Origin of the sequence: Amycolatopsis marina (genome assembly GCF_900111885.1) — a bacterium.
GTDB classification, from domain to species: Bacteria; Actinomycetota; Actinomycetes; order Mycobacteriales; family Pseudonocardiaceae; genus Amycolatopsis; species Amycolatopsis marina.
Genome location: NZ_FOKG01000035.1, coordinates 1 through 22,674, shown reverse-complemented (window position 1 = coordinate 22,674; position 22,674 = coordinate 1). Strand labels below are relative to the sequence as shown.

The 22,674-nt window shown below is 69.2% G+C and carries 16 protein-coding genes; 8 read left to right on the top strand and 8 right to left on the bottom strand.

Annotated elements, in window-relative coordinates:
- Window positions 1-5: 5 nt before the first annotated feature.
- The 4 genes from BM199_RS31465 (at window position 6) to BM199_RS31450 (ending at window position 7,210) form a co-directional block, all read left to right on the top strand.
- Window positions 6-938 (top strand): glycosyltransferase, encoded by a 933-nt coding sequence (locus BM199_RS31465; RefSeq protein ID WP_091679529.1) that lies wholly within the window; start codon window positions 6-8, stop codon window positions 936-938.
- Window positions 939-1,205: 267 nt separating this feature from the next.
- Window positions 1,206-3,734, top strand: a complete 2,529-nt coding sequence (locus BM199_RS31460) for a glycosyltransferase (RefSeq protein ID WP_245788971.1) — start codon at window positions 1,206-1,208, stop codon at window positions 3,732-3,734.
- A gap of 7 nt (window positions 3,735-3,741) precedes the next feature.
- Window positions 3,742-4,833: a glycosyltransferase family 4 protein gene (locus tag BM199_RS31455; protein ID WP_091679483.1), complete on the top strand. Its 1,092-nt coding sequence runs from the start codon at window positions 3,742-3,744 to the stop codon at window positions 4,831-4,833.
- A 127-nt stretch (window positions 4,834-4,960) separates the two neighbouring features.
- Window positions 4,961-7,210, top strand: coding sequence for a WD40/YVTN/BNR-like repeat-containing protein (locus BM199_RS31450; RefSeq protein WP_091679480.1), 2,250 nt, complete (start codon window positions 4,961-4,963; stop codon window positions 7,208-7,210).
- A gap of 125 nt (window positions 7,211-7,335) precedes the next feature.
- On the opposite strand, the gene BM199_RS31445 is transcribed toward BM199_RS31450, so the two are convergent.
- Genes BM199_RS31445 through BM199_RS31435 form a run of 3 tightly spaced genes read right to left on the bottom strand, consistent with a single transcriptional unit; the run spans window position 7,336 to window position 14,011 of the window.
- Window positions 7,336-7,827: a hypothetical protein gene (locus BM199_RS31445; RefSeq protein ID WP_091679478.1), complete on the bottom strand. Its 492-nt coding sequence runs from the start codon at window positions 7,825-7,827 to the stop codon at window positions 7,336-7,338.
- Window positions 7,824-8,273 carry a hypothetical protein gene (locus tag BM199_RS31440; protein ID WP_091679475.1) on the bottom strand — a complete coding sequence of 150 codons (450 nt, stop codon included), beginning with the start codon at window positions 8,271-8,273 and terminating at the stop codon, window positions 7,824-7,826. The genes BM199_RS31445 and BM199_RS31440 overlap by 4 nt, the downstream gene beginning before the upstream one ends.
- Entirely contained in the window at window positions 8,267-14,011 is a 5,745-nt protein-coding gene (locus BM199_RS31435; protein WP_091679472.1) for a hypothetical protein, read from the bottom strand. Before BM199_RS31435 ends, BM199_RS31440 begins: the two co-directional genes overlap by 7 nt.
- Window positions 14,012-14,359: 348 nt before the next feature.
- Between BM199_RS31435 and BM199_RS31430 the strand changes: the two genes are divergently transcribed.
- Window positions 14,360-14,845: a hypothetical protein gene (locus BM199_RS31430; RefSeq protein ID WP_143101981.1), complete on the top strand. Its 486-nt coding sequence runs from the start codon at window positions 14,360-14,362 to the stop codon at window positions 14,843-14,845.
- A 42-nt stretch (window positions 14,846-14,887) separates the two neighbouring features.
- Here the strand turns inward: BM199_RS31430 and rfbD are convergent, their stop codons facing one another.
- Both rfbD and rfbB read right to left on the bottom strand, forming a co-directional pair.
- Window positions 14,888-15,799, bottom strand: coding sequence for a dTDP-4-dehydrorhamnose reductase (rfbD, locus tag BM199_RS31425; protein WP_091679467.1), 912 nt, complete (start codon window positions 15,797-15,799; stop codon window positions 14,888-14,890).
- Window positions 15,800-15,804: 5 nt separating this feature from the next.
- Entirely contained in the window at window positions 15,805-16,797 is a 993-nt protein-coding gene (gene rfbB / locus BM199_RS31420; protein WP_091679465.1) for a dTDP-glucose 4,6-dehydratase, read from the bottom strand.
- Between the two features lie 226 nt (window positions 16,798-17,023).
- Between rfbB and BM199_RS31415 the strand changes: the two genes are divergently transcribed.
- From BM199_RS31415 to BM199_RS31405, 3 genes are all read left to right on the top strand, one after another.
- Complete coding sequence (locus tag BM199_RS31415) at window positions 17,024-18,538, top strand: LCP family protein (protein WP_091679462.1); 1,515 nt, start codon at window positions 17,024-17,026, stop codon at window positions 18,536-18,538.
- 113 nt (window positions 18,539-18,651) lie between these two features.
- On the top strand, window positions 18,652-20,052 hold the full coding sequence (locus BM199_RS31410) for an LCP family protein (RefSeq protein WP_218160482.1): 1,401 nt from the start codon (window positions 18,652-18,654) through the stop codon (window positions 20,050-20,052).
- A 45-nt stretch (window positions 20,053-20,097) separates the two neighbouring features.
- The gene (locus BM199_RS31405) at window positions 20,098-20,808 is read left to right on the top strand and encodes a TIGR03089 family protein (protein WP_091679454.1); all 711 of its coding nucleotides are present in this window, start codon (window positions 20,098-20,100) and stop codon (window positions 20,806-20,808) included.
- Between the two features lie 10 nt (window positions 20,809-20,818).
- On the opposite strand, the gene BM199_RS31400 is transcribed toward BM199_RS31405, so the two are convergent.
- The 3 genes from BM199_RS31400 to BM199_RS31390 all read right to left on the bottom strand — a co-directional run.
- Window positions 20,819-21,241, bottom strand: a complete 423-nt coding sequence (locus BM199_RS31400; RefSeq protein WP_091679451.1) for a DoxX family protein — start codon at window positions 21,239-21,241, stop codon at window positions 20,819-20,821.
- An 84-nt stretch (window positions 21,242-21,325) separates the two neighbouring features.
- Window positions 21,326-21,541 (bottom strand): hypothetical protein, encoded by a 216-nt coding sequence (locus BM199_RS31395; protein WP_091679448.1) that lies wholly within the window; start codon window positions 21,539-21,541, stop codon window positions 21,326-21,328.
- A gap of 132 nt (window positions 21,542-21,673) precedes the next feature.
- On the bottom strand, window positions 21,674-22,674 hold a 1,001-nt coding region (locus BM199_RS31390; protein WP_143101980.1), incomplete at its 5' end, for an acyl-CoA dehydrogenase family protein.

Sequence of the window (22,674 nt, the reverse complement as noted above, 5' to 3'; positions counted from 1 at the left end):
TGGTCATGCCGCCGTCCGTCCCGACCACCGTCGTCGTGGTCACCTGGCGCGGTACGGAGCACATCACCGCCTGCCTCGACGCCCTCGCCGCGCAGAACCGTCCACACCAGACCCTCGTGGTCGACAACGCCTCCGACGACGGGACGGCCGCGCTGCTGGCCGCGCACCCGTCGGCGCCGAAGGTGCTCCGGCTGCCGCGCAACGCCGGGTACGCGGGCGGTATCGCCGCCGCCCTTTCCGTCGTGGACACCGAGTACATGGCCTGGCTGAACGACGACGCGGAACCGGGACCGAGCTGGCTCGCCGAGCTGGAGGACGGGCTGGCCGCGGATCCCGGCGCCGCGGCCGTGGGGTCGGTGCTGGAGCTGGCGGACGGCACTCCGCAGTCCTTCGGCGTCCGGCTCACCGCCGACGGTCACGGCGCCGACCTGGGCACGCGGGCCCCCGCGTTCGGCTTCTGCGGCGGAGCGGTCCTGCTGCGGACGTCCGCACTGCGCGCCGCGGGCGGGGTGGCCGGGGACTACTTCTGTTACTACGAGGACACCGACACCGCATGGCGGCTACGGCTGCGGGGCTGGCGCATCGCCGCTCCCCCGGCCGTGCCCGCGGCGGCGGTGCGTCATCGGCACGGCGCGAGCACGCGGCCCGGGTCGAGGGCGTTCCACCGGTGGAACGAGCGCAACCGGCTACTCACCCTGCTGCGCTGCGCGCCGGGCCTGGTGGTCGTTCGCGAGCTACTCCGGTTCGCCGCCATCACCCTGCTGCTCCCGCTGCGCGGGCAACGGCCGGCCGCGGCGAACTTCCGCTTCGGCCTGCGCTGCGCGGTCCTCGCCTCGGTGCTGGCCCGGCTGCCCGCGACGCTGTGGCAACGAGTCCGGATCGGCAGGCTGGCGACGGTCCCGCGCGGGAATGTCTGGCGTGCGTGGGCGGGCACGTGAACGCAAGCGAGACCAGATCCACCGGTTGCCCGGACACCACTCACGGCGGTAAGGCAGGCTGGAGCCCGCCACCCCACCGGACCCCGGAGCGTGCGCAAGTACCACCAAGCAAGATCAAGACCGTCGTTTTCCGCTGCCAAGCCGGGGCGCCCCGGCGCCCGGTGGCGGAAAAAGGCGATGTCGATCTTGCTTGGTGGTACTTGCAGACGCTCCTACCTGAGCGGGGGGTGGCGTGAGTTGGGGCTGAGAAATATTCGAGGAGGGTTTGTGCCGGAGGGTGCGACACAGGCGCGGCCGGTGGTCTCGGTGATCATCGTCAACTATCGGGGAGCCGAGGACACGGTGGCGTGCCTGCGCGCCCTGCGCGAGCAGCTGGACTACCCGGCCGACAAACTCGAGCTGATCTGTGTCGACAACGCGTCCGGGGACGCGGATGTGCGGCGGATCCGGGACGCGGAGCCGGGGGTCACCCTGGTCGAATCCACCGAGAATCTCGGCTTCGCCGGCGGCTGCAACCTCGGCGCGCGCCGCGCGAACGGAACGGTGCTCGCGTTCCTGAACAACGACGCACGGCCGGACCCGCAATGGGTGGACGCCGCTGTCGCCACCCTGCGGGCCGAACCGGCGGTGGCCGCGGTCGCCAGCAAGGTGCTCGACCTCGACGCCCGCAAGGCCGACTTCGTCGACGGCGGGCTGACCTGGTTCGGTATGGGCTACAAGCGCCATGCTGGCTCCGGCATCGCCGACGTCCCCGCCGAGGAACACGAGCTCGCCAAGGACGTGCTGTTCGCGACCGGATCGGCGATGTTCGTCCGGGCCGGGGCGTTCACCGAACTCGGTGGCTTCGACGAGCGGTTCTTCATGTTCTACGAGGACGTCGACCTCGGCTGGCGGCTCAACCTGCGCGGCTGGCGGGTGCGCTACGTTCCCGAGTCGATCGCCTACCACCGCCACCACGGCACGATGGCCGAGGTCGATGCCCCGGACACCGGGCGCGAGACCTTCCTGCTGGAGCGCAACGCGCTCGCCGCCATGTACAAGAACCTCTCCGACGAGACGCTGGCCCGCGCACTGCCCGCCGCGCTCGCGCTGACCGTACGCAGGGCGACCGCCCGAGGCGACCTGGACGCGGGGCAGCTGGACCTGCAGCGCGGGGTCGGCCCCATCGACACCGAGCCGGTCCCGGTGCCCCGTCCGGCGCTGGCGGGAATCCTCGCCGTGGACCAGTTCGTCGAGCTGCTACCGGCACTGGCCGAGTCCCGCGCGGCCGAGCAGGCCGCCCGTGTGCGCACCGACGCCGACCTGATCCCCTTGCTGCGCAAGGCACTCGAACCCGCCTACCCACTGCCGCGCTACCTGCGGGCGCACGACATCCTGGTCGAGGCGTTCGGTATCGAGCGTGCCTTCGGCAGCAGGCGGAAGGTCCTGGTCATCACCGGGGACGCGATCACCACACGGATGGCAGGCCCGGCGATCCGCGCCTGGAACATCGCCTCCGTGCTCTCGGCGGAGCACGAAGTGCGACTGGTGACCGTGAACCCGCTGGCCGACCCACCGCCCGCGCCGTTCTCGGTGAGCGCGGCCCGCAGACGGGATCTGGTCGAGCCGGTGGCCTGGGCGGACATCGTGATCCTGCAGGGCCACGTGCTGGAGATGGCGCCCGCGCTGCACGCGGAACAGGCGCACAAGATCGTCGTCTGCGATCTCTACGACCCGATGCATCTGGAACTGCTGGAGCAGAGCAAGGACACCCCGGACGACCGGCGCACGGCCGATCTGGCAGGGGTGACCCGGGTGCTCGACGCACAACTGGAGCGGGGGGACTTCTTCCTCTGCGCGTCGGAACGGCAGCGGCACTTCTGGCTGGGTCACCTTGCCGCGCTCGGCAGGCTCTCGCCCCGGCTCTACGACGCCGACCCGACCACCGGCTCACTGCTGTCGGTGGTGCCCTTCGGTCTGCCGGCCCTGGCGCCGGAGCGCACGGGGCCGGGACTGCGCGCGACCCTGGACGGCGTCTCGGAGTCCGACCGGGTCGTGCTCTGGGCGGGCGGGGTCTACAGCTGGTTCGACCCGCTGACCCTGATCCGGGCGATCGACCGGCTGCGGGAACGACGTGGCGACGTCCGCCTGGTCTTCCTCGGGATGCGGCACCCGAATCCCGAGGTGTCCGAAATGGACATCGGCACGCAGACGGTCAGGCTGTCCGACTCGCTGGGGCTGACCGACAAGCACGTCTTCTTCAACCAGGAGTGGGTGCCCTACGGCGAGCGGCAGAACTGGTTGCTCGACGCGAACTGCGGCGTCACCACGCACTACTCGCACGTCGAGACCACGTTCGCGTTCCGCACCAGGGTGCTGGACTACCTGTGGGCCGGCCTGCCGATCGTCACCACCGACGGCGACTCGTTCGCGGACCTGGTTCGTGAGGAGCGGCTCGGCGTGGTCGTGCCCGCGGAGGACGCCGACGCCCTCGCCGACGCGCTCGACCGGTGCCTCTACGACACGGAGTTCGCCGACGGCTGCCGCGAGAGAATGGCGGCGGTGGCACAGCGCTACGCGTGGCCGAGGGCGCTGGCACCGCTGGTGGAGTTCTGCCGCGACCCGCACCCCGCGGCCGACCGGCTGCCCGGCTCCGCCGACCTCACCGAGTCCGATCCCGTGCGGGGCAAGGAACTGCTCCGCAGGGACCTCGCGCTCGTGCGGGAGTACCTCACCGACGGCGGCCCGCGCGAACTCGCCCGCAGGGCGGGCGGCAGGGTGCTGCGACTGGCCCGCTCGCGCGGTCAGGGCCGGTGAGCGCACGGTGACAGCACGCCAGTTGCGCGTACTGCTGGACGGCACTCCCCTGCTCGGCGACCGGACCGGTGTCGGACGCTACACCGCGTCACTGTCCGAGGAACTCGCCTCGATGTCCGAACTGGACACTCGCGCGGTCGCGTTCACCCTGCGCGGCTGGCGCAAACTGCGCTCGGTGCTGCCGCACGGCGCTCGTGCCCGTGGGATGCCCGTGTCGGCGCGCCTGCTTCGTGCCTGCTGGTTGCGCTCGGCCTTCCCCCCGGTCGAGCTGTTCGCCGGCCCGGCCGACGTCGTGCACGGCACCAACTTCGTGCTGCCCGGAACCGCGCGCGCGGCAGGCGTGCTCACCATCCACGACCTGGCTTTCCTCGACGCTCCGCACGAACTTCCGCCCAGCGATCGCAACCTGCCGGAACTCGTGCGCACGGGTGCGCGAAGGGCTGACGTCATCTGCACCCCGACCGCAGCGGTGGCCGACGCGGTGGCCGAACGGCTCGGTGTCGACCGGGGCAAGGTCGTCGTGACACCGCTCGGCGTCGATCCGGCCTGGTTCACCGGCAGACCACCGAATCCGGTGCTGCGGGCGCGTCTGGGACTGCCTGCCGGTTACCTGCTCTTCGTCGGGGCGAGCGGACCACGCAAGGGCCTCGAATGGCTGACCCGTGTGCACGCCGCGACGCCGGACCTGCCGCCGCTGGTGTTCGCGGGCCCCGGTCCGCACGGCAACGGCGAGCGCACGCTGCGCACCGGTTATCTGTCCGATGTAGATCTTCGCAGTGTGGTGGCCGGCGCCACCGCCCTGGTGCTGCCGTCCAGGGACGAGGGCTTCGGGCTGCCGGTGCTGGAGGCGATGGCCTGCGACGTCCCCGTGGTGTGTTCGGACATACCGGCGCTGCGCGAGGTGACCGGCGGACATGCCGAGCTGGTGCCCTACGGGGACGACGCCGCCCTCGCCGAGGCACTGCGCGCGGCGGTGCACGAGCCCCACGCCGCATCCGCCTCGGCGGCCAGAAGGGCCCATGCCGCCGGCTTCACCTGGCGGCACTGCGCCGAGAAGACGGTCGAGGCCTACCGGACGGCTGTCGCGGCGCGCCACTGACGCATACCGGCGTTCCCGGTGGTACCGCCGCACGGCGTCCGCAAGTGCCGACGAACGGCGGGTATCCGCACCGGCCGTTGCGCAATAACTTCGTAGGGCTGCTCAGCTGCCAGCCTCTGGGGGTGCCATGCGTCGTCGTCATCGTCTGTCCACAGCGCTCGTACTCGGCCTCGCTGCCGGATTGCTTGCCACCACAGCCCCTGCGCTGGCCGATCCACCCGGCACCGGGCAGCCCGGGGAGTACCGTCCCGTGCGCGGTCCTTCGGCACCCGCGGAGCACCGATTCCTGCAGAAGACCCTGCCGGGTGAGAGCCTGCCGAGACATGCCCACGCCGAGGCCGCCGAGCAGGCCGGCCGGATACCCAGCACCGGCGCACCCTGGAAGCTCACCGGCCCGACCAACATCGGCGGCCGCATCGTGGACCTCGCGCTGGACCCGCAGCAGCGGGACACCGTCTACGCCGCGGCCGCCAGCGGCGGGCTGTGGAAGTCCACCGACGCGGGCCGCACCTTCGCCTCGGCCTGGCCGGACGACGCGACCCAGGCGATGGGCTCGGTCAGCACCGCGACCGACGGCACGATCTACGTCGGCACCGGCGAGGCCAACCCGGGCGGCGGCAGCATCACCTACGAGGGCACCGGCGTTTACCGGTCGGCGGACCGCGGCAAGACCTGGACGAACGTGGGGCTGCGCGACTCCGGCGCGATCGGCGCCGTCGAGGTGGACCCCAACGACAACCGCATCCTGCTGGCGGCCGCCACCGGTTCCCTGTACTCCCCGGGCGGCGATCGCGGGGTCTACCGCACCACAGACGGCGGCACCAACTGGCGGCGCACGCTGGACGTGCCGAACGAGTTCACCGGTGCCGTGGACGTGCAGTTCGACCCGGCCGACCCGCAGCGCGTCTACGCGGTGCTGTGGGATCACCGGCGCACCCCGGAGAAGCGCACGTACGGCGGGGTCGGCTCCGGTGTGTACCGCTCCACCGACGGCGGCGTCAGCTGGCAGCGGCTCGAAGGTGGTCTGCCGGAGGCCGGGCCCGACGTCGGGCGGATCGGGATCGCCGCGGCGGCTACGGAACCGGGCAGGCTCTACGCGATAGTCAACTCCACAGCGGGCCCGTTCGCCGGCTTCTACACCTCGGCGGACGCAGGCGACAACTGGACGAGGTTGCCGGAGCCACCCGAACTGAAGGACTCGCAGTCGACCTTCGGCTGGTGGTTCGGCAAGTTGTGGGTCGACCCGGACGACGCGCGGCATGTGCACGTGGCCGGCGTTCCACTGCTGACCACAAAGGACGGCGGGGAGACCTGGACCGCCGACGCGGACAGCATCCACGTCGATCACCACGCCATGGTGTGGGACCGGCGTTACCCGGACCGGGTCTATCTCGGCAACGACGGCGGGGTGTACCGCTCCGATGCCGACGGCGACGGCGGCTGGGTGAAGGCGGAGCACGAGCCGTACACCCAGTTCTACAGTGCCGCGATCTCTCCGCAGGACCGGTCCCGGATCTCCGGTGGGACGCAGGACAACGGCTCCCTGCGCTCGTGGGGTGGGCCTCGGTTCAACGAGTACCTCGGCGGTGACGGCGAGGAGAACCTGATCAATCCGGCGAACAAGGACAACGTCTTCGCCTGTTACCAGTACGGCAACTGCTTCCGCTCCGCCGACGGCGGCGAGACGATGACGTACTTCACGCCGCAGACGACCGCGGACCGGCGCAACTGGTTCACGCCGGTGCAGTTCGACCCGAACGACCCGAAGGTCATGTACTACGGCGGAAACCGGCTCAACCGGTCCACCGACGGTGGCGCGACCTGGACGCCGATCAGCCCGGACCTCACGGGCGGCCCCGGGCAGGACAACTACCCCTACGGCACGATCACCACGGTGAGCGCGGCCGCGTCCGATCCCGACACGATCTGGGTGGGCACCGACGACGGGCGGGTGTGGGTCACCCGCGATCTGGGCGGTACCTGGACCAAGGTGCTGGAGAACCAGCCCTGGGTCACCCGGATCGCCGTGGACGAGCGGCACGCCGACACCGCCTACGTGACCCTGTCCGGCTACCGGTCCGGCTCCGACCAGGCGCATGTGCTGCGCACCAAGGACGGCGGGAAGCGCTGGCGGGACCTGTCCGGCAACCTGCCGGACGCACCGGTCAACGACGTCATCCTGGGCTTCGCCGGGCTCGTGTACGTGGCCACCGACCAGGGTGTGTTCGTGAGCCACGCGGGTCTCGGCGGCCACTGGCGCAGGCTGGGCGACGGACTCCCGCAGGTCCCCGTGGACGACATCGAGTACGACCACGGCCAGCACCGGCTGGTGGCCGCGACGTTCGGCCGCGGCCTGTACGAGACGTGGGTGCCGTAATGCACTTTCCCGGGAAAGTGCGAGCGGACAAGCGCGCGACCTGGGCCGGGGAGTTTCCGGTCTCGCACTTTCCCGGGAAAGTGCGAGAGGGGCAGGGTGGTGGCCGAGGGGCTACGGCCGCTCGGTCACCGCTGGCTCACCAGGTACCAGGGTTCGCCGCAGTCGAGTACGACGACCGAGCCGGTGACATCCTGCCCTTCGTAGGCCTGGGAGAAACGGCGTAGCTCGCCGCCGGACTTCGACTCGCTGCCGCTGCCCGCACGCCAGTCCCGCTCGGCCAGGATCTGCTCGAACTCCGACTTGGTGGTGCTCACCGCACCGCTCATCCTGCCGATCGCCACCAGCGTGGGGACCTCCGCGTCCGGCCTGGCCAGTGTGGACTCCCCGGCCGGGATCTCGGTGATTCCGGGCTCGGGTGGCAGCACGGTCGCGTGCACGTCGGTCACCGTGTCCGGGATCGGCGGCGGTGTCTCGTGGTTCAGCTGCGCGAGGGGCTGACCCGAGGACCACAGCGAACTGACCCTCGTGCAGTCGGCCGAATCCGGCGCCCGGTCCGCGCCGCACGCCGCCAGGACCGGTACGAGCGCCAGCAGTGCGGCGCAGGCACCGCGGGTCATGACAGGGCCGCCGTCGCCCTGGTCTCGCAGTACCGCACGCCGTCAACCGTATCGAGCACGTCGAACGTCACCTCGTACCCGGTGACCGACTCGGGTGGATACGGCAGCGCCGCCAGTCCGCCGCCGACGACCAACTCACCTGTCCCGGAGCCATCGGTGGTCCCGTACCCGATCAGACTGCCCTTGCCGCCCGCACGCACCGAGTAGAAGGCCAGCCGCGCGCCGCTCACGGGCGCGCCGTCCGAGGTCAGCGTGCCGCGCAGGGTGAGTGGAGTCTGCGGACTCTCGGCCGCGACCGGTGGCACCCGCAACTCCGCCTCGGTGCAGTCCGGCCCACACCCGGACAGCCCTGCCGGAGCGACGACCGCCAGCGCCGACACAAGCAGGACCGAACCGAACGACACGGGTGCCCTGCGGAAACGCGCGCGGCCCCGGGAGGTCAGCACGAACCGAGGTTCCAGTCACTGACATCGAGTGTCGCGTCGGCGAACGGGGACAGGAACTTCGCCAGCAGGTCGATGGCGTAGTCCGGAATCGCGTCACCGGGGTCGAGGAAGTTCACCATCTGCTGGCCGTCGGCACCCCGCACCACGATTCCGTTCGCACCGGTGGCGACCTTGCCCGGCCTGCTCGACAGCTCGAGGCACCCGAGGTCGGCCGGGCCGACGAACAGCTGCAGCTTCGAGCTGACCGGGCGATACTCCTGGTCGTAGCGGTGAAACTGGATCGTGTCTGTCGGTGCCAGCACCACGGACTCCTCGAACGCGTCCGGGAATGGTGTCGGCCGCTCGATCGTGAACGTGAGGTCCACGTCCGGACGGAGATCCACACCACTCGTCCCAAGTTCCACGCGATCGTAGTCGCCCTCGTCGAAGGCGGGCATCAGGTACCCGGCGGCGGGTGGCACGTCGCCCGAGCCGAACGGAATCTTGCCGGGACGGACCGTCAGGTCGCCGACATCGTGAATCGCGAATCCGATGTCGTCGATGCTGCTCTCGCCGAGTCCGTAGTGGCCGCGAAGATGCCCGGTGAAGAAGCCACCCGCGTACGAGAAGAGCTCCTCGTTCACCTCGGCCCGGTCCATCGGACCGACCAGGAGTCCGGTGTGGAACTCCAGCAGCGAGGTCTTCGGCGAGGAGGTGAGCGTGACCGAGGAGTCCTGGTTGAGCCGGACGTCGGTCTCCCCACCGAGGTCGGTGAAGTTCAACGAAACCCCGCTGATCCCGGCCTCCACCGGCCCGGTCTCCCGGACCAGCCTGCCTTCCAGACCGAAAAGGCCGTCGAGTGTGCTCGCGGGCGAGCGGTAGGCGAAGTTCGGCACGGTGAGCCCGGCGCCGGTGACATCGGTGGTGATGCCGAACTTCGACGGAACGTCCTGGAACTGCACCACTCCCGTCGCCGATGTCCCCTCAAAGGTTCCGCTCGCCTTGAGTAGCAGGTTCTGGACACTCGTGGAGTTCTCCACCGAGATGTCGCTGGCCTGCCCGAACTTGCCGGTGATGCGGACCTTGCCCGGGATCGGGTCGAGCTGCGCGAGCGCCCTTGCGGTTCCGAATTCCGGGACGTCGTAGGCCTCCGCGTGCACCTCGATCGAGCCGACCCGTTCCACGCTGGCGTCGTACGCGATATCGACGCCGTCATCGAGCGTGATCGGCCCCAGCGTGAAGTCGATGCCCTGGGGCAGACCGGTCAGCTCCACCTTCGCCCTGGCACCGGTCAGCGGCGCCGGGGTGAACACCGAGTCGGCGACGTACAACTCCAGCAGGTCGACGGACGGACGGTAGTCGGAGAACGCGAACCGTGAGTTCGCCGCATCGATGGTGATCGAGGCGGGCAGTCCGGTCACGTTGATGATGCTCGTCGCGCCGAAGCATTCGCCGTCGAGACAGAACGGCCCCTCGTCGACCACGCATCCCGCACCGGCACGGCAGGCTCGGTCCACCACCGAGATGCCGTTCTCGAACCGGGGTGTGCCCAGGTCCCGCAGCGCGGCGACCTTGCCGACCCACAACTGGGCCTCGATGTCGAGTGTCCGGTCGGCCGCATAGGTCACGACCCCCTGGTTGGAACTGATCGTCAGCTCGTTCGGCAGCGGGCCGAGCGTGCCCAGCGCGGCCAGCCGAACGTCGTCGGCTCCACCCGCGGCGAGCACCACATCACCGTCCAGCGCGAGTTCCTGTGAAGCCGCGTTGAAGCGGGTGGTGAAGTCACTACCCGTGTGGCTGTACTCGGCCCTCGACACGTTCGCGATCCGTGCGCTGGCGTCCACGTTGCCGGTGGTCTCCCTGTAGTGCACCGCCAGATGCGACCCGACCGGCGCGACCGCGCCGTCGTGGTTGGTCACCGCGAAGGACGCCGAGCCGAGGCGCCCCGACTCGACGTCGAGCAGGTAGCGCCCACCGGACCAGTCCGCGGTGAACGTCGAGGGGATGTCCCGCAGCTCGCCGAACGCCGACCACGTCCGCCCGTTCGCCGGAATGTCGCGGACGAGTGCCGTCACCGCCCTGATCGGGGCCGACATGGTGACCTCGGCGTGTCCGGCGACCGCGTCGACGAGCACATCGGCCTCGGCGGGCACGCCACTCACGCCCGCGCGCAGGTATCCGGAGCGGTCACCGGTGACCGTGATCGCGATGTCGTCCACCGGCGCGGAGTTTCGCATGCTCACCGACGTGGTGCCCCCGAGGCGACCGGTCAGGTGCATCGTCGCGGGCAGCTGGTCCACGGTCGCCTTCCCGCGCAGCACAGGGAATCGCTGGTCGGTCGTCCTGGCGTCCGCCTCGACGGACAGTGTGCCCAGCGGGGCGGACGCCGTGTACCCGACGTCGACCGTGCCACCGGTGACGGTGATCGGCCCCACCGTCAGGTCCATTGGCGACGAAAGGCCGTCCAGCGTCGCCATCGCCTTGAAGTCGGGGACTCCTTCGATCAGCCCGTGCACCCCGATGTACGCCTGCAGGGCGGCGGTCGGCCGGTAGTCGTCCAGTACGACCTGCCGCTCGGTCAGGTCCACGGTTAGACCGGTCGGCAGCCCGGGCAGGTTGACGGTGCCGACGACACCGAAGCACCGGGGGAAGGTCTGGCAGAAGGCGCTCTCGTCGCGAACGCATCCGGCGCCGTCGTCGCATCCTCGCGCGACCGCTGCCACGCCGTTGTCGAACAGCGGCGCACCGAGCCCGTCCAGCGCGGCGAGCTTGCCGAACCGCACGCCCAGTGCGAGCCCGACGTTGCGGTCGGCGCCGTAGCTGAGCTTTCCTTCGCCGTAGTCGACCCGAACCGTGCTGGGGAGGTTGTCCACCCTGCCGAGGGCGGTGAAGACCGTGTCGTCCGCGCCGCCCGCCGCCAGCACGACGTCCGCGTCCACGAAGACCGGGTCACCCCCAGTATCGGTGTCCAGCCGGAAGGTCTGGTTTCCCTCCGTCCGCGAGTACTCCACATGCGACACATCGCGCGCCGAGATGCTGCCGTCGACGTCTCCTGTGGACTCGCGGTAGTGCGCGGCCAGGTGCAGGCCGTCCGGAGCAACGGCGCCCGCGTGGTTGTGCACGGCCAGCCGCGCCGACTCCAGCGGCCCGGACAGGCCACGGAACCGGTAGGTACCGGCAGGCCAGTCGGCGTCGAACCGCGCGGGGATTCCGGCGAGGTTCGCCATGGCGGTCCAGTCGCGGCCCGCCGCGGGCACCCGAGCCACCACGTCGATGCTGTCCATGGACTGCTCGAGGTCACCCTGCAGATGCTTGGCCGCCTGATCCACCAGCAGGTCCATCCGGGTCGGTACCCCGGCTGTCGCCGCGGACAGATAGTGGTCCTGCTGGGGTCGCAGGTCCTCGATGTGGGTGAGGCTGCCGAACAGCTCGATTCTCGGGATGCGGCTGGATGCCTCGTAATGCAGGCTCGACTGTTCCCCGACCTCGTAAGTCAGGTCCACAGTGGATGGCACTTCGAGTACGGTGCCCGACACAGTGGGACCGTTCTGGGTGTTCGTGTAGGCGACATGCGCCCTGTCGATCACCTCACTGGCCCGGTACGCGATTCTCCGAGCAGCCGTGTCGGCGTCTATCGAAGCCGTTCTCGGCAGGTTGGAGATCTCCAGCCGCGCCTTGTGCACGCCGTCGATGTCAGCGGCTCCGACGAAGGACTGCCCACCCGGATCGAACGTGGTGTTCAGCCGCGTGTGGCCGTCGTAGTAGGCATCCACCAGCCGCATCCCGGACACGTGGGCACTGGCACCGACCTGTTCGCCGTCGGTGACGACCGTGGCGTGATCTCCTTCCAGCGGGGCGAAGGAGCCCAGGTTCTTCGACACCGACACGGCCGCTGATCCGATCGCCTGTTCGGCGGTGACGTTCAGATGGCTCGCCTGGGGATCCACGAGCAGGTCGAGCGCGGTGGGCAGTTTCCGCAGCGCCCCACGCAGGACGATGGCCGGATCGCGGTCGAAGAACGCGGCGTTCAGCGACTCCAGCCTGCTGCTCGCGCCATACCCCAGCGACGTGTCCTGGCCGGAGGAGGTCAGGACCGCGTGCCACTGTGCGGGCACGGCGGCGGCCCGCACCTGCACGGCACGATCCAGTCTCTGTCCTGAGTAGACGAAGTCGGCGAAGAGCACGTCGTCGATCGTCGAATCGGCCTGATAATCCAGCGTCGCGTCGCCACCGGCAGCCGGACGGGTGAGCGACGCGGACACCTCGGTCGGCAGCATGTCGACCTTCAACTGATCGAAGCGATCCGTGCCCGGACCGGTGGAGTGCCGGTTCGACAACACCTGTGCGTCCAGCTGGGTCTGCTTGCTGCTGCTCGCGTCGACCGTGGCCTGCTGACTTCGGTCCGCGGCCCCGGGGTCGACGAACGCGTGCGCGTGGAACAACTTCGGCACCGGTGAGAATCTCGAGCTCGCGACCGTGGGGTCGTACGCTCTGCCCGCATCGTCCTCGGTCACCGACGCCATGCCCGCGGTGACCGCGAGGGACTCGCCCGCACCCACCTGGATCAGGGAGGCCTTGATGTCGAAGATTCCCCGGACCGCCTCGAACGGGTTGAGCGTGAAGACACCCAGCGATGCGGTCGGCAGACTGCTGCCGCGGCGGAAGCCGTCGTAGCCGAGGGAAAGCCGCTTCCGGCCGGGAATGTCGTACACCGCCCAGACATGCCCTGGCAGGTCCTCGCCTGCCAGCTCACTGGTGGGCAGGCGCAGGGAAAGCATCGCCAACCCGACGTTGATCACCCGCAGCAGGGCTTCGACCTTCTCCTGCAATGTCGTGGTGAGGCTGGCCACCAGGTCCTGCAACCGCAGCCGCTCGACCAGCAACTCGGGGTGGAGAATGGCGTTGAGCGGATCCTCGAGCAGTTCGAGCACCACACCGAGCCTGCTGGTCACCTCGTCGAGTTCGCGTTCCAGGTCGAGAATCTCCCGCACCGGGCCGACAATGTCGCCGACCGCGACCGCGGGCAGCAGGTCGGCGAGCACGTCCGGGGTCCGGTCGCCGGTGACGTCGACGACGGCAGGAACGCCGAGCGGCAGGGTGAGCGAGCAGGACACCTGCTTGGTCTCCGACTCCGAACAGACGCGGTAGGTGATCCGGGGAATTCCGTCCGGCAGTTCTTCCAGTAGTGCCAACGGATCCACCGGAAGCGGCGGTGGCAGTTCGCCGGATGTCAGTGCGTCGATCAGCTCCTGCAGGGTCGCCCGTCTGCTGGGATCGACGACCTGCGCCGAGGAAACCTGCGGCTGAAGGTTGCTCGCGGCCAGATCAGGAGCGCCGTCCGGGGTGAGCCTGCCCGCCCGCCGGAGTGTCTCGGTGGCATCGGCGGTCGTGGCGTCCACCAGTTCCTGACCGGGCCGCTCCGGCAGCGTCAGCTTCTCCGGCCGGACCGGTGGGTCGGGAGTCACCGGCGACCGCTCGACCGGCACCGTGCCGGCTCCCGGGTCCAGCGCGGGCAACGGGGGAATGGACTGCAGTGCCTTGGATGGTCCGCGCTCGACGCCGACCGATCCGTCTTCGCCCTGTTCAACGGGGGGAACCGGGGAGATCGGAGTGGTCAGCTGCGGCTCGACGTCGGCATCCTGCGTGCTGACGAGATTGGTGGGCACGGTCTCGCCGACGGCGGGCTGCGACGCGGCGCTCGTGACCGGAGCGGGCGGCTGCTCATCTGGCTCGGCCTGCGCGATCGCTCCCGCGTTCACCTGGCAGACGACGAAAACTGCGGCTAATGCGCCTGTCAAGGCGCGTCGTGACAACGACACTGCTGCCCCCAGCGATATTCAGTAGGTGCGCGGCACGACTGACCCGAACCCCTCGAATCCCCAGACCCCACGCGGCCGGTGCTGCACCGGCCGCCCGACCGTAGAAGCGAGTTCGTGGAACAGTCAACAAACTGCCTGCCAACGTCGTAGTCGATTACTCCGTTTCCCACCGAGCCCTCGAGCGGGGCCGATACACTGCCGCCTTCTGGCGTCCACGACAACGCACGCGCGAACAACATCAGGAGGCACCACGTGTCGTCGAGCTCGCACCCGGTCTCGGAGAATCAGGTGTCGACCGCCGAAGTCCGTGCGGCCGGACCCACCGGTCGGGCCCGACTCCCCCGGCACCTGGTCAGCGGCACGCTCGGCCTGCTCGCCACGCCCATCGGACTCGGATTGATCGGTTACGGCAGCGGTCAGCTCAGAAGGACGATCGCCGAACTCCCCGGCAATACCGGAATCACCGGCGCGGCGGCGATGGTCGCGGGCGGGCTCGTCCTACTGGGGGTCGCGCTGCTGGGGCGGTTGTCCCCGCTGGGACCGCTGGCGGGCGGGCTGGTGTGGGGAGTTCTTCCCGGCCTGTTCGTACTGGCTTTCCCGATGACCACCTTCCGGATCACCAGCGACCTGCTCGACGTAGGAGACCTCGGCGCCGGCGCACTCGGCCTGCTACTGACCGGCGGCATCCTGGCGACCGGGATGGCACTGACGGGCGCGGGCATCGGCAGTGTTCTCAGCCGGCGCGGGCGCGCTGCGTCACGGCTGGAACGTTGATCGTCGTCATGGGCTTGGCGAATCCGCGGAGCGGGACAACGCTCACCCAGTACGCAGGGACCCGGCGTTGACCGTCATGAACTCGTGCAGCGCTTCTTCCCACGGGCGCAGCGGCGTGAGTCCCGCCGCGCGCCAGGACGCGTCCGAGAGCACGGAATAGGCGGGCCGCGGTGCGGGCCCGGGGAACTCGGCGCTCGCACAGGGCAGCACCCGTTCCGGATCGGCCCCGAGCTCGGTGAAGATCGCTTTGGCGAAACCGTGCCACGTCGTCTCGCCACCGCCCGCACCGTGCAGCACCTTGTGCTCGGGCGCCTCGTCCGACACGATTCGCGTGGCCAGTTCCAGCAAACCCGAAGCCAGGTCGGCCGACCAGGTCGGTGAGCCGTGCTGGTCGTCTACAACGGACACGGTTTCGCGCTCTTGCTCCAACCGGGCCATGGTCTTGACAAAGTTACCGCCGCCCATTCCGTACAACCACGCGGTGCGCACGATCCAGGCCCGCGCACCGGAACCCAGCACCGCGTCCTCCCCGGCCGCCTTCGTCCGGCCGTAGGCCGTCCGCGGTGCCAGCGCGTCCTCCGGCTCGTAGGGCCGGTCCGCGTCCCCGGCGAACACATAGTCGGTCGAGACATGCACCAGCGGCACATTTCGGGACGAGCAGGCCGCGGCCAGCACCCGAGGACCGTCCACGTTGAGCGCGAACGCACGCTCCTCTTCGGACTCAGCGGCATCCACTGCGGTATAGGCGGCCGCATTCACCACCACGGGACGCTTCCCGGACTCGCGGGCGTACTTGGCGATGGTCGCGATTGCCTCGACCACCGCGCCCGCCTGGGTGAGGTCGAGCTCGGCGGAACCGGGTGCCCGCACTTCGACATCCCCGCCGGACAGCGCCACGAGGTCCCGGCCGAGCTGGCCTGTTCCTCCGGGTACGAGCAGGACGAGTCCGGGCATCACAGTCACCTTTCCACCAGCGCGGCACGGTCCTTGAGCGGTTCCCACCACGACCGGTGCTCGCTGTACCACCGCACGGTGTCGGCGAGACCGGCGTCGAAGTCCACCTGGGGACGGTAACCGAGTTCCGTGCTGATCTTGCTGATATCGACCGAGTACCGCCGGTCGTGCCCCTTGCGGTCCTCGACGGGACGCACCCTGTCCCAGCCAGCCCCGACCGCCGCCAGCAGACGTTCGGTCAACTCGCGGTTGGTCAGCTCCGTACCGCCGCCGATGTTGTAGACCTCCCCTGGCCTGCCGCCGTCGGCGACCAGTTGGATTCCCCGGCAGTGATCGTCCACGTGCAACCAGTCACGCACGTTGAGTCCGTCGCCGTACAGCGGAACCTGGCCACCGTCGAGCAGGTTGGTGACGAACAGCGGGATGACCTTCTCCGGAAACTGGTACGGACCGTAGTTGTTCGAGCACCGGGTCACACACACGGGGAGACCGTGGGTGCGATGGAACGAGCGCGCCAGCAGGTCCGAAGCGGCCTTGGACGCCGAGTAGGGCGAGTTCGGCTCCAGCACGTGATCCTCCGTCCAGGAACCCTCCTCAATGGACCCGTAGACCTCGTCCGTGGACACATGCACGAACCTGCCGACTCCGGCTTCCAGGGCCGCCTGCAACAGGGTCTGCGTGCCGACTACGTTGGTGACCACGAAATCCGTCGATCCAGCGATTGATCGGTCCACATGCGACTCAGCGGCGAAGTGCACCACGAGGTCGGTGCCGTGCATCAGCTCACGGGTCAGCACCGCGTCGCAGATGTCCCCGCGCACGAACCGCAGGCGCGGACTGTCCGCGACCGGCGCCAGGTTGGCCTCACTGCCCGCGTAGGTCAGCTTGTCGAGCACCACGACATCGGCTTCGGAGAGTGTCGGATACTGTCCGGACAGTACTTGCCGGACATAGTGCGATCCGATGAATCCGGCTCCCCCGGTGACCAGCACCCGCATTTGTCACTCACTCCTCGAATTCCGCACGACGACCCGGGCAGTCTGCCACGGCTGCTACATCCGAGTGTCACCTCGGGCGATCGACAACCTCTCGTGAACCCACGGACGTCTCACACGAAAATCAGTAATGTGGGAGATGACACGGCCGTAGCCACGCCACGCTGGGTACGCGGGTGAGGGCGCAGCCGTCTGGGAGGAGCAGGGCGTGACCGACTGGCCACGACGCATGACCGAGAAGCCCGTAGTGCGCGACCGCGGCGGTCTTGCGGTGTTCATGCTGTACAGCGGCAAGGCACTGCTGTCCGTCGTATCCGTGGTGGTGCTGGCCCTGACCTGGTACGGCTGGCAGTTCGTCGGGAGCCTCAACGAGGGCCTCGCCACCACCAACGTCTTCGACTCGAAGCCACAGGCCGTCCCGCTGGACGGTGCCATCGACATTCTGCTCGTCGGGCAGGACAGCCGGACCGACAATGACGGCAATCCGCTACCGCGCGAGGTGCTCGACCAGCTGCACGCGGGCAAGGCCGACGGGCAGCGATCGACCGACACCATGATTCTGGTGCACATACCCCAGGACGGCACCCGCGCCGTCGCCATCTCCTTCCCCCGCGACTCCTGGGTGGAAATCAACGGCGGGTACGGGACACACAAGCTCAACAGCGCTTTCGCCTACGCCTACAACGACACCCACAGCACCCTGATGCAGCAGGGCGAGGACGACCTGAAGGCGATCGACGAGCGGGCCAAGACCGCAGGCAGGAAGAACCTGATCGCCACGATCGAACAGTTCGTCGGCAAGCCGGGACTGATCGACCGGTACGCCGAGGTCAACCTCGCGAGTTTCTACGAGATCACGAACGCCATCGGCGGCATCGAAGTGTGCCTCAAGGAACCGGTCAAGGAAATCCGGTCGGGAATCGACCTGCCCGCGGGCAGGCAGACAATCGAGGGTGTGCAGGCACTGGCCTTCGTCCGGCAGCGCTATGAACTGGAGAACTACGACCTCGACCGGATCGCCCGCCAGCAGGCCTTCCTGTCCGGCCTGGCCCGCAAGGTCATCTCCACCGATGTGCTCACCAGCCCGTCGAAGATCTCCGAGCTGGTGTCCGCGGTGAAGAAGTCGGTCGTGCTCTCCGAGGACTGGGACCTGCTCGAGTTCGCGGGACAGATGCGCGGGCTCACCGGGGGCAACATCGAGTTCCGCACGATTCCGGTGGTGGGCAATGCCCGCATCGGCGGGGCCGACGTGGTCGAGGTCGACGTCCAGCAGGTCCAGACCTTTGTGGACGAGGTGATCGGCACCGAGGGCGAGTCCCGGAAGGACGAAGGCGCCATCGCGGACATCGCAGGGGCGGAGTCGATCACGGTGGAACTGTTCAACGCCTCAGGCGTCTCCGCGCTGGGCAACCGGGTGCGCGCACAGCTCGACAGCGCCGGGTTCGACGGCAGCGGGACCACCGCGATCGCCACCCGATCATCCACGGTCGTCCGGCACCCACCCGGCGAGGGGAACAGCGTCGAGGCGCTGAGCCAGGTACTCGGGATGTCGCTGACCGGCGAGCCGGACACTGACGTCGAAGCGGGCCATGTGCGACTGCTGCTCGGCACGGACTACTCGTCGGGCTCCTCCAGCCCACAGGGCGCAGCGGCCCAGCAACCCCCGGAGACCGACACCAGGGACACCGGCGGCGACGCCACGCGGAAGCCGATCACCGCGGGTGACGTGACCTGCGTCAACTGACCTCGGCCGGACCGGTGATGTTCCCGCCAATGGCCACCGGTACTGCTCCGGTGCCCTAGCCTGGTCAGGGCAGACTTCGGCAGCAGCCGAGGCGGGGAGGGGAGGTGACCGGTGTGACCGACAGCGACGATCGGGATCCCGGGGCGGGCGAGGACGAGAACACCGGGGCCGAGCACGAGACGACCGCCGATCCCCCCGAGCCCGCCGATTCCCCGGAGTCTTCCCAGCCCGACGAGACCGACGAGACCGACGAGGTCGTCGCGACCGGAGCCACCGGGACGGCGGACACCCAGAAGCCCGAGCCGACGCCGCACTCTCGGTCCGGCGTCGCCGCGCCGCTGGCTCCCCGGCGGCGCCGGAAGGGCAGGGCACGCCGCGCCGCCGTCCGCACACTGGTGGCGCTGCTGTCGGCCACGGCCCTGGTCGCCACCGGCTACGCCTACGCGACGCTGGATCGGGTGCAGGACAACGTCCGCACCACCGACGCGCTCATCGAGCAGGACGAAAGCGTCGCGCCGCCACAGGACGACGGGGCGACGGACATCCTCCTGGTCGGCACGGATGCGCGCACCGACATGCAGGGTCACCCCCTGCCACTCGAGGTGCTCAAGGAGTTGCGCACCGAGAGCAAGGCCGGAATCAACACGGACACCCTGATCCTGCTCCGCATCCCGAAGGACGGTGGCGAACCGACAGGAGTGTCGATCCCCAGGGACACCTGGGTCGACGTCCCGCACGGCGGCAATGACAAGATCAACTCGGCCTACGGGGTCGCGAAGGCCGCCGCCGCGGCTGAGCTGCGCGCCGAGGGAATGAACGACCAGGCGGAGATCGAGCGGGAGTCCGACCAGGCGGGCCGTCGCGCGCTCGTGCGAACGGTGCAGGATCTCACCCGCGTCCGCGTCGACCACTACGCCGAGGTCAGCCTGCTCGGGTTCTACCTGCTCACCGAGGCGCTGGGCGGGGTCGACGTCTGCCTGAACCAGCCCACCGAGGACAAGGACTCCGGCGCCGACTTCCGGGCGGGACCGCAGGTAGTTTCCGGGGGCGAGGCGCTGTCGTTCGTGCGTCAACGCAAGAACCTCCCGCGCGGTGACCTCGACCGGATCGTCCGGCAGCAGGCGTTCCTGGCCTCGGCACTGCACCAGGTGCTCTCCGCGGGCACGTTGACCAGCCCGTCGAAGCTGAACGAACTGGTGGACACGGTGCATCGCTCCCTGGTGCTCGATCCGGATCTCGACCTGCTGGAGTTCGCCGAGCAGGCCAAGGGCATCGCCTCCGGCGACATCAGCTTCGTGACGATTCCGGTGGTGACGGTCGGCAGCCGCAGCCCGGACGGCCAGAGCATCATCGAGGTCGACGAGGCGGCCGTGCGCGGTTTTGTGGCAGCGCTGGCCGGCCGGGACACCGGGACGACGCCGACCTCCGCCCCGGCGCAGGGCGGGGGCAGCGCAGCGGGCTCGGCGCGCGCGCAGACGGAGATCACCGCTGACGGGGTGGTCTGCGTGAATTAGTGCCCCGTCAGCTTTCCGGGTCCGGCGGGCGGTTAGGTTCGTGGGGTGAGCATCACCGAGCATCTTCTGCGCCCGCTGCTGAACACCGCCGCGGCCCGTCCACTGATCACCCACTACGACGACGAGGCGGGTAGCCGGATCGAGCTGTCGGTGGCGACGGTGGCCAACTGGGCGGCCAAGACCGCGAACTGGCTGGTCGAGGAGTTCGACGTGGAGCCGGGTGACAGGGTCGCCGTCGCGCTGCCCGCGCACTGGCAGACCGCGGGCGTGCTGCTCGGTGCGTGGTGGTGCGGAGCCGACGTCACGTCGGACGCGGCGGGAGCGAAGGTGGCCTTCGTCGGACCGGACACGAGCACGAGTGCCGCCGAAGCCACCGCTGTCGTGGCGCTGGACCCGTTGGGCAGAGGGCTGCCGAGCACACCGGCGGACGGTGCGTTCGACTACCTGTCGGAGGCGCGGCTGGCCGGTGACGACTTCGCCCCGATGTTTCCGATCCCGAGCACCACTCCCGCACTCCTCGGGGAGACGGTGGACGACGTGCTGGCGCGGGCCGCTTCGCACGCCGAGACCTCGGGCATCTCCGGAACCGACCGAGTATTGTCCACACTGGACTGGGCATTGCCCGAGGGGGCACTGGTCGGGTTGCTCGCGCCGCTGTCCGCAGGCGCGCATCTGGTGCAGGTCACGCACGCCGACCAGGCGAAGCTGGCCGACCGCAGGAACGCCGAGCGCACCACGGTCGACCTGCTCCCCTGACCGGCGCGCGTCACACGGCCTGCGGCTCCTTGGCCCGGCCGCGACGCAGCAGGACATGGTCGAGGGAGATCCGGCCACCGTTGAAACCGAGCGCGAGCCCGGCCAGCGCGAGCACCAGCACCAACTCGTAGCCACCATCGCCGGTCAGCCCGTTGTCCAGGTGCACGCCGAGCAGCGCGCCGAGTCCGACGACCGCGTACCCGACACCGACCAGCGGTAGCGCGAGGCCGATCAGGAAGGCGATCGACCCCAGGATTTCGACGGCGATGGTGAACACGGCCGCCACGGTCGGCAGCGGAATTCCCATGCCGTCGAACGCGTCGGCCGTCGCACTGATTCCGTTGTCCCACTTCTGCAGACCGTGGGCGAGAAACACCACGGCCACCCCGATTCGGCCCAGCAACGCGACCGCGTCCTGCACTCGAGCGAACATCCCCAACAGCTCCCTGTGCTCTAGGTTGAACTTTCAACTATCAGGGATCACGGTAGAGCTGGAGTGTTGAAGTCGACGTGAAAGCTATTCGTGCTCGCGTTCCCTCGGCGACCTCGGCCGGTAGTCCTCGGCTTTCCAGGCGATCGGACTGGCGGCCATCGCACCGCGACCCCTGCGTTCGAGCCAGCCGGGCAGCAGAATCCTGCGCGTGCCGCCTCGTTTGCGGTCGCGCAGGTCAACCACCACCGCCACCGCCAGCAACGCGACAACGACAGCGGAAACGCCCACGACGAACCACATAGGCAGACGCTACCGATCCTGTGGTGTCCCGCACACCGACCTAAGGATGGGATGCGGTGCGGGGTGGATGTTCCCAATGTGGCATTGGGGACGTCAGATGCCCCCAATGCCACATTGGGGAACTCCCAGGGCTCAGCCTTTGAGGAGTTGGCGGGCCATGACCAGGCGCTGGATCTGGTTCGTGCCCTCATAGATCTGGGTGATCTTCGCGTCGCGCATCATCCGCTCCACCGGGAAGTCCCGCGTGTACCCCGCCCCACCGAACAACTGCACCGCATCCGTGGTGACCGCCATCGCCACATCCGAGGCATACGACTTCGCCGCACTCGCCATGAAACTCGCCCGCGCATCCCCACGCTCACTCGCCGCCGCCGACGCATACACCAAATGCCGCGCCGCCTCGATCTTCGTCCCCATATCCGCCAACATGAACTGCACCCCCTGAAACTCCCCCACCGCACGCCCGAACTGCCGACGCTCCTTCACATACCCCAACGCCGCATCCAACGCACCCTGCGCGATCCCCAACGCCTGCGCCCCGATCGTCGGCCGCGTGTGATCCAACGTCCGCAACGCCGTCCGCAACCCCGTACCCGGCTCCCCGACAATCCGATCCCCCGGAATCACACAATCCTCGAAATGGATCTCACACGTCGGCGACCCCTTGATCCCCAACTTCCGCTCCTTCGCCCCCACCGAAAACCCCGGATCATCGGCATGCACCACAAACGCCGAAATCCCATCCGCCTTCTTCTCCGCCGCCGGATCCGTCACCGCCATCACCGTGTACCACGACGACACCCCCGCATTCGTGATCCAGCACTTCGTCCCATTGAGCACCCACTCATCCCCCGACAACCGCGCCCGCACCCGCATCGACGCCGTGTCCGAGCCCGCCTCCCGCTCCGACAACGCATACGAGGCCATCTCCCCCGCCGCGATCGCCGGCAACACCAACTTCTTCACCTGCTCCGACCCCGACAACAAAATCGGCTGCGTCCCCAACTTGTTCACCGCGGGAATCAACGACGCCGACGCATCAACCCGCGCGACCTCCTCGATCACAACGCACGCCGACACCGCATCCGCACCCTGACCCGCGAACTCCTCAGGAATATGCACCGCATTGAAAC

Excerpts from the sequence above, each read along its gene's own strand:
- BM199_RS31465 (WP_091679529.1), top strand. The coding sequence starts at position 6 with ATGCCGCCGTCCGTCCCGACCACCGTCGTCGTGGTCACCTGGCGCGGT.
- BM199_RS31450 (WP_091679480.1), top strand. The coding sequence starts at position 4,961 with ATGCGTCGTCGTCATCGTCTGTCCACAGCGCTCGTACTCGGCCTCGCT.
- BM199_RS31445 (WP_091679478.1), bottom strand. The coding sequence starts at position 7,827 with ATGACCCGCGGTGCCTGCGCCGCACTGCTGGCGCTCGTACCGGTCCTG.
- rfbD (WP_091679467.1), bottom strand. The coding sequence starts at position 15,799 with ATGCCCGGACTCGTCCTGCTCGTACCCGGAGGAACAGGCCAGCTCGGC.
- rfbB (WP_091679465.1), bottom strand. The coding sequence starts at position 16,797 with ATGCGGGTGCTGGTCACCGGGGGAGCCGGATTCATCGGATCGCACTAT.
- BM199_RS31415 (WP_091679462.1), top strand. The coding sequence starts at position 17,024 with ATGACCGAGAAGCCCGTAGTGCGCGACCGCGGCGGTCTTGCGGTGTTC.
- BM199_RS31400 (WP_091679451.1), bottom strand. The coding sequence starts at position 21,241 with ATGTTCGCTCGAGTGCAGGACGCGGTCGCGTTGCTGGGCCGAATCGGG.
- BM199_RS31395 (WP_091679448.1), bottom strand. The coding sequence starts at position 21,541 with ATGTGGTTCGTCGTGGGCGTTTCCGCTGTCGTTGTCGCGTTGCTGGCG.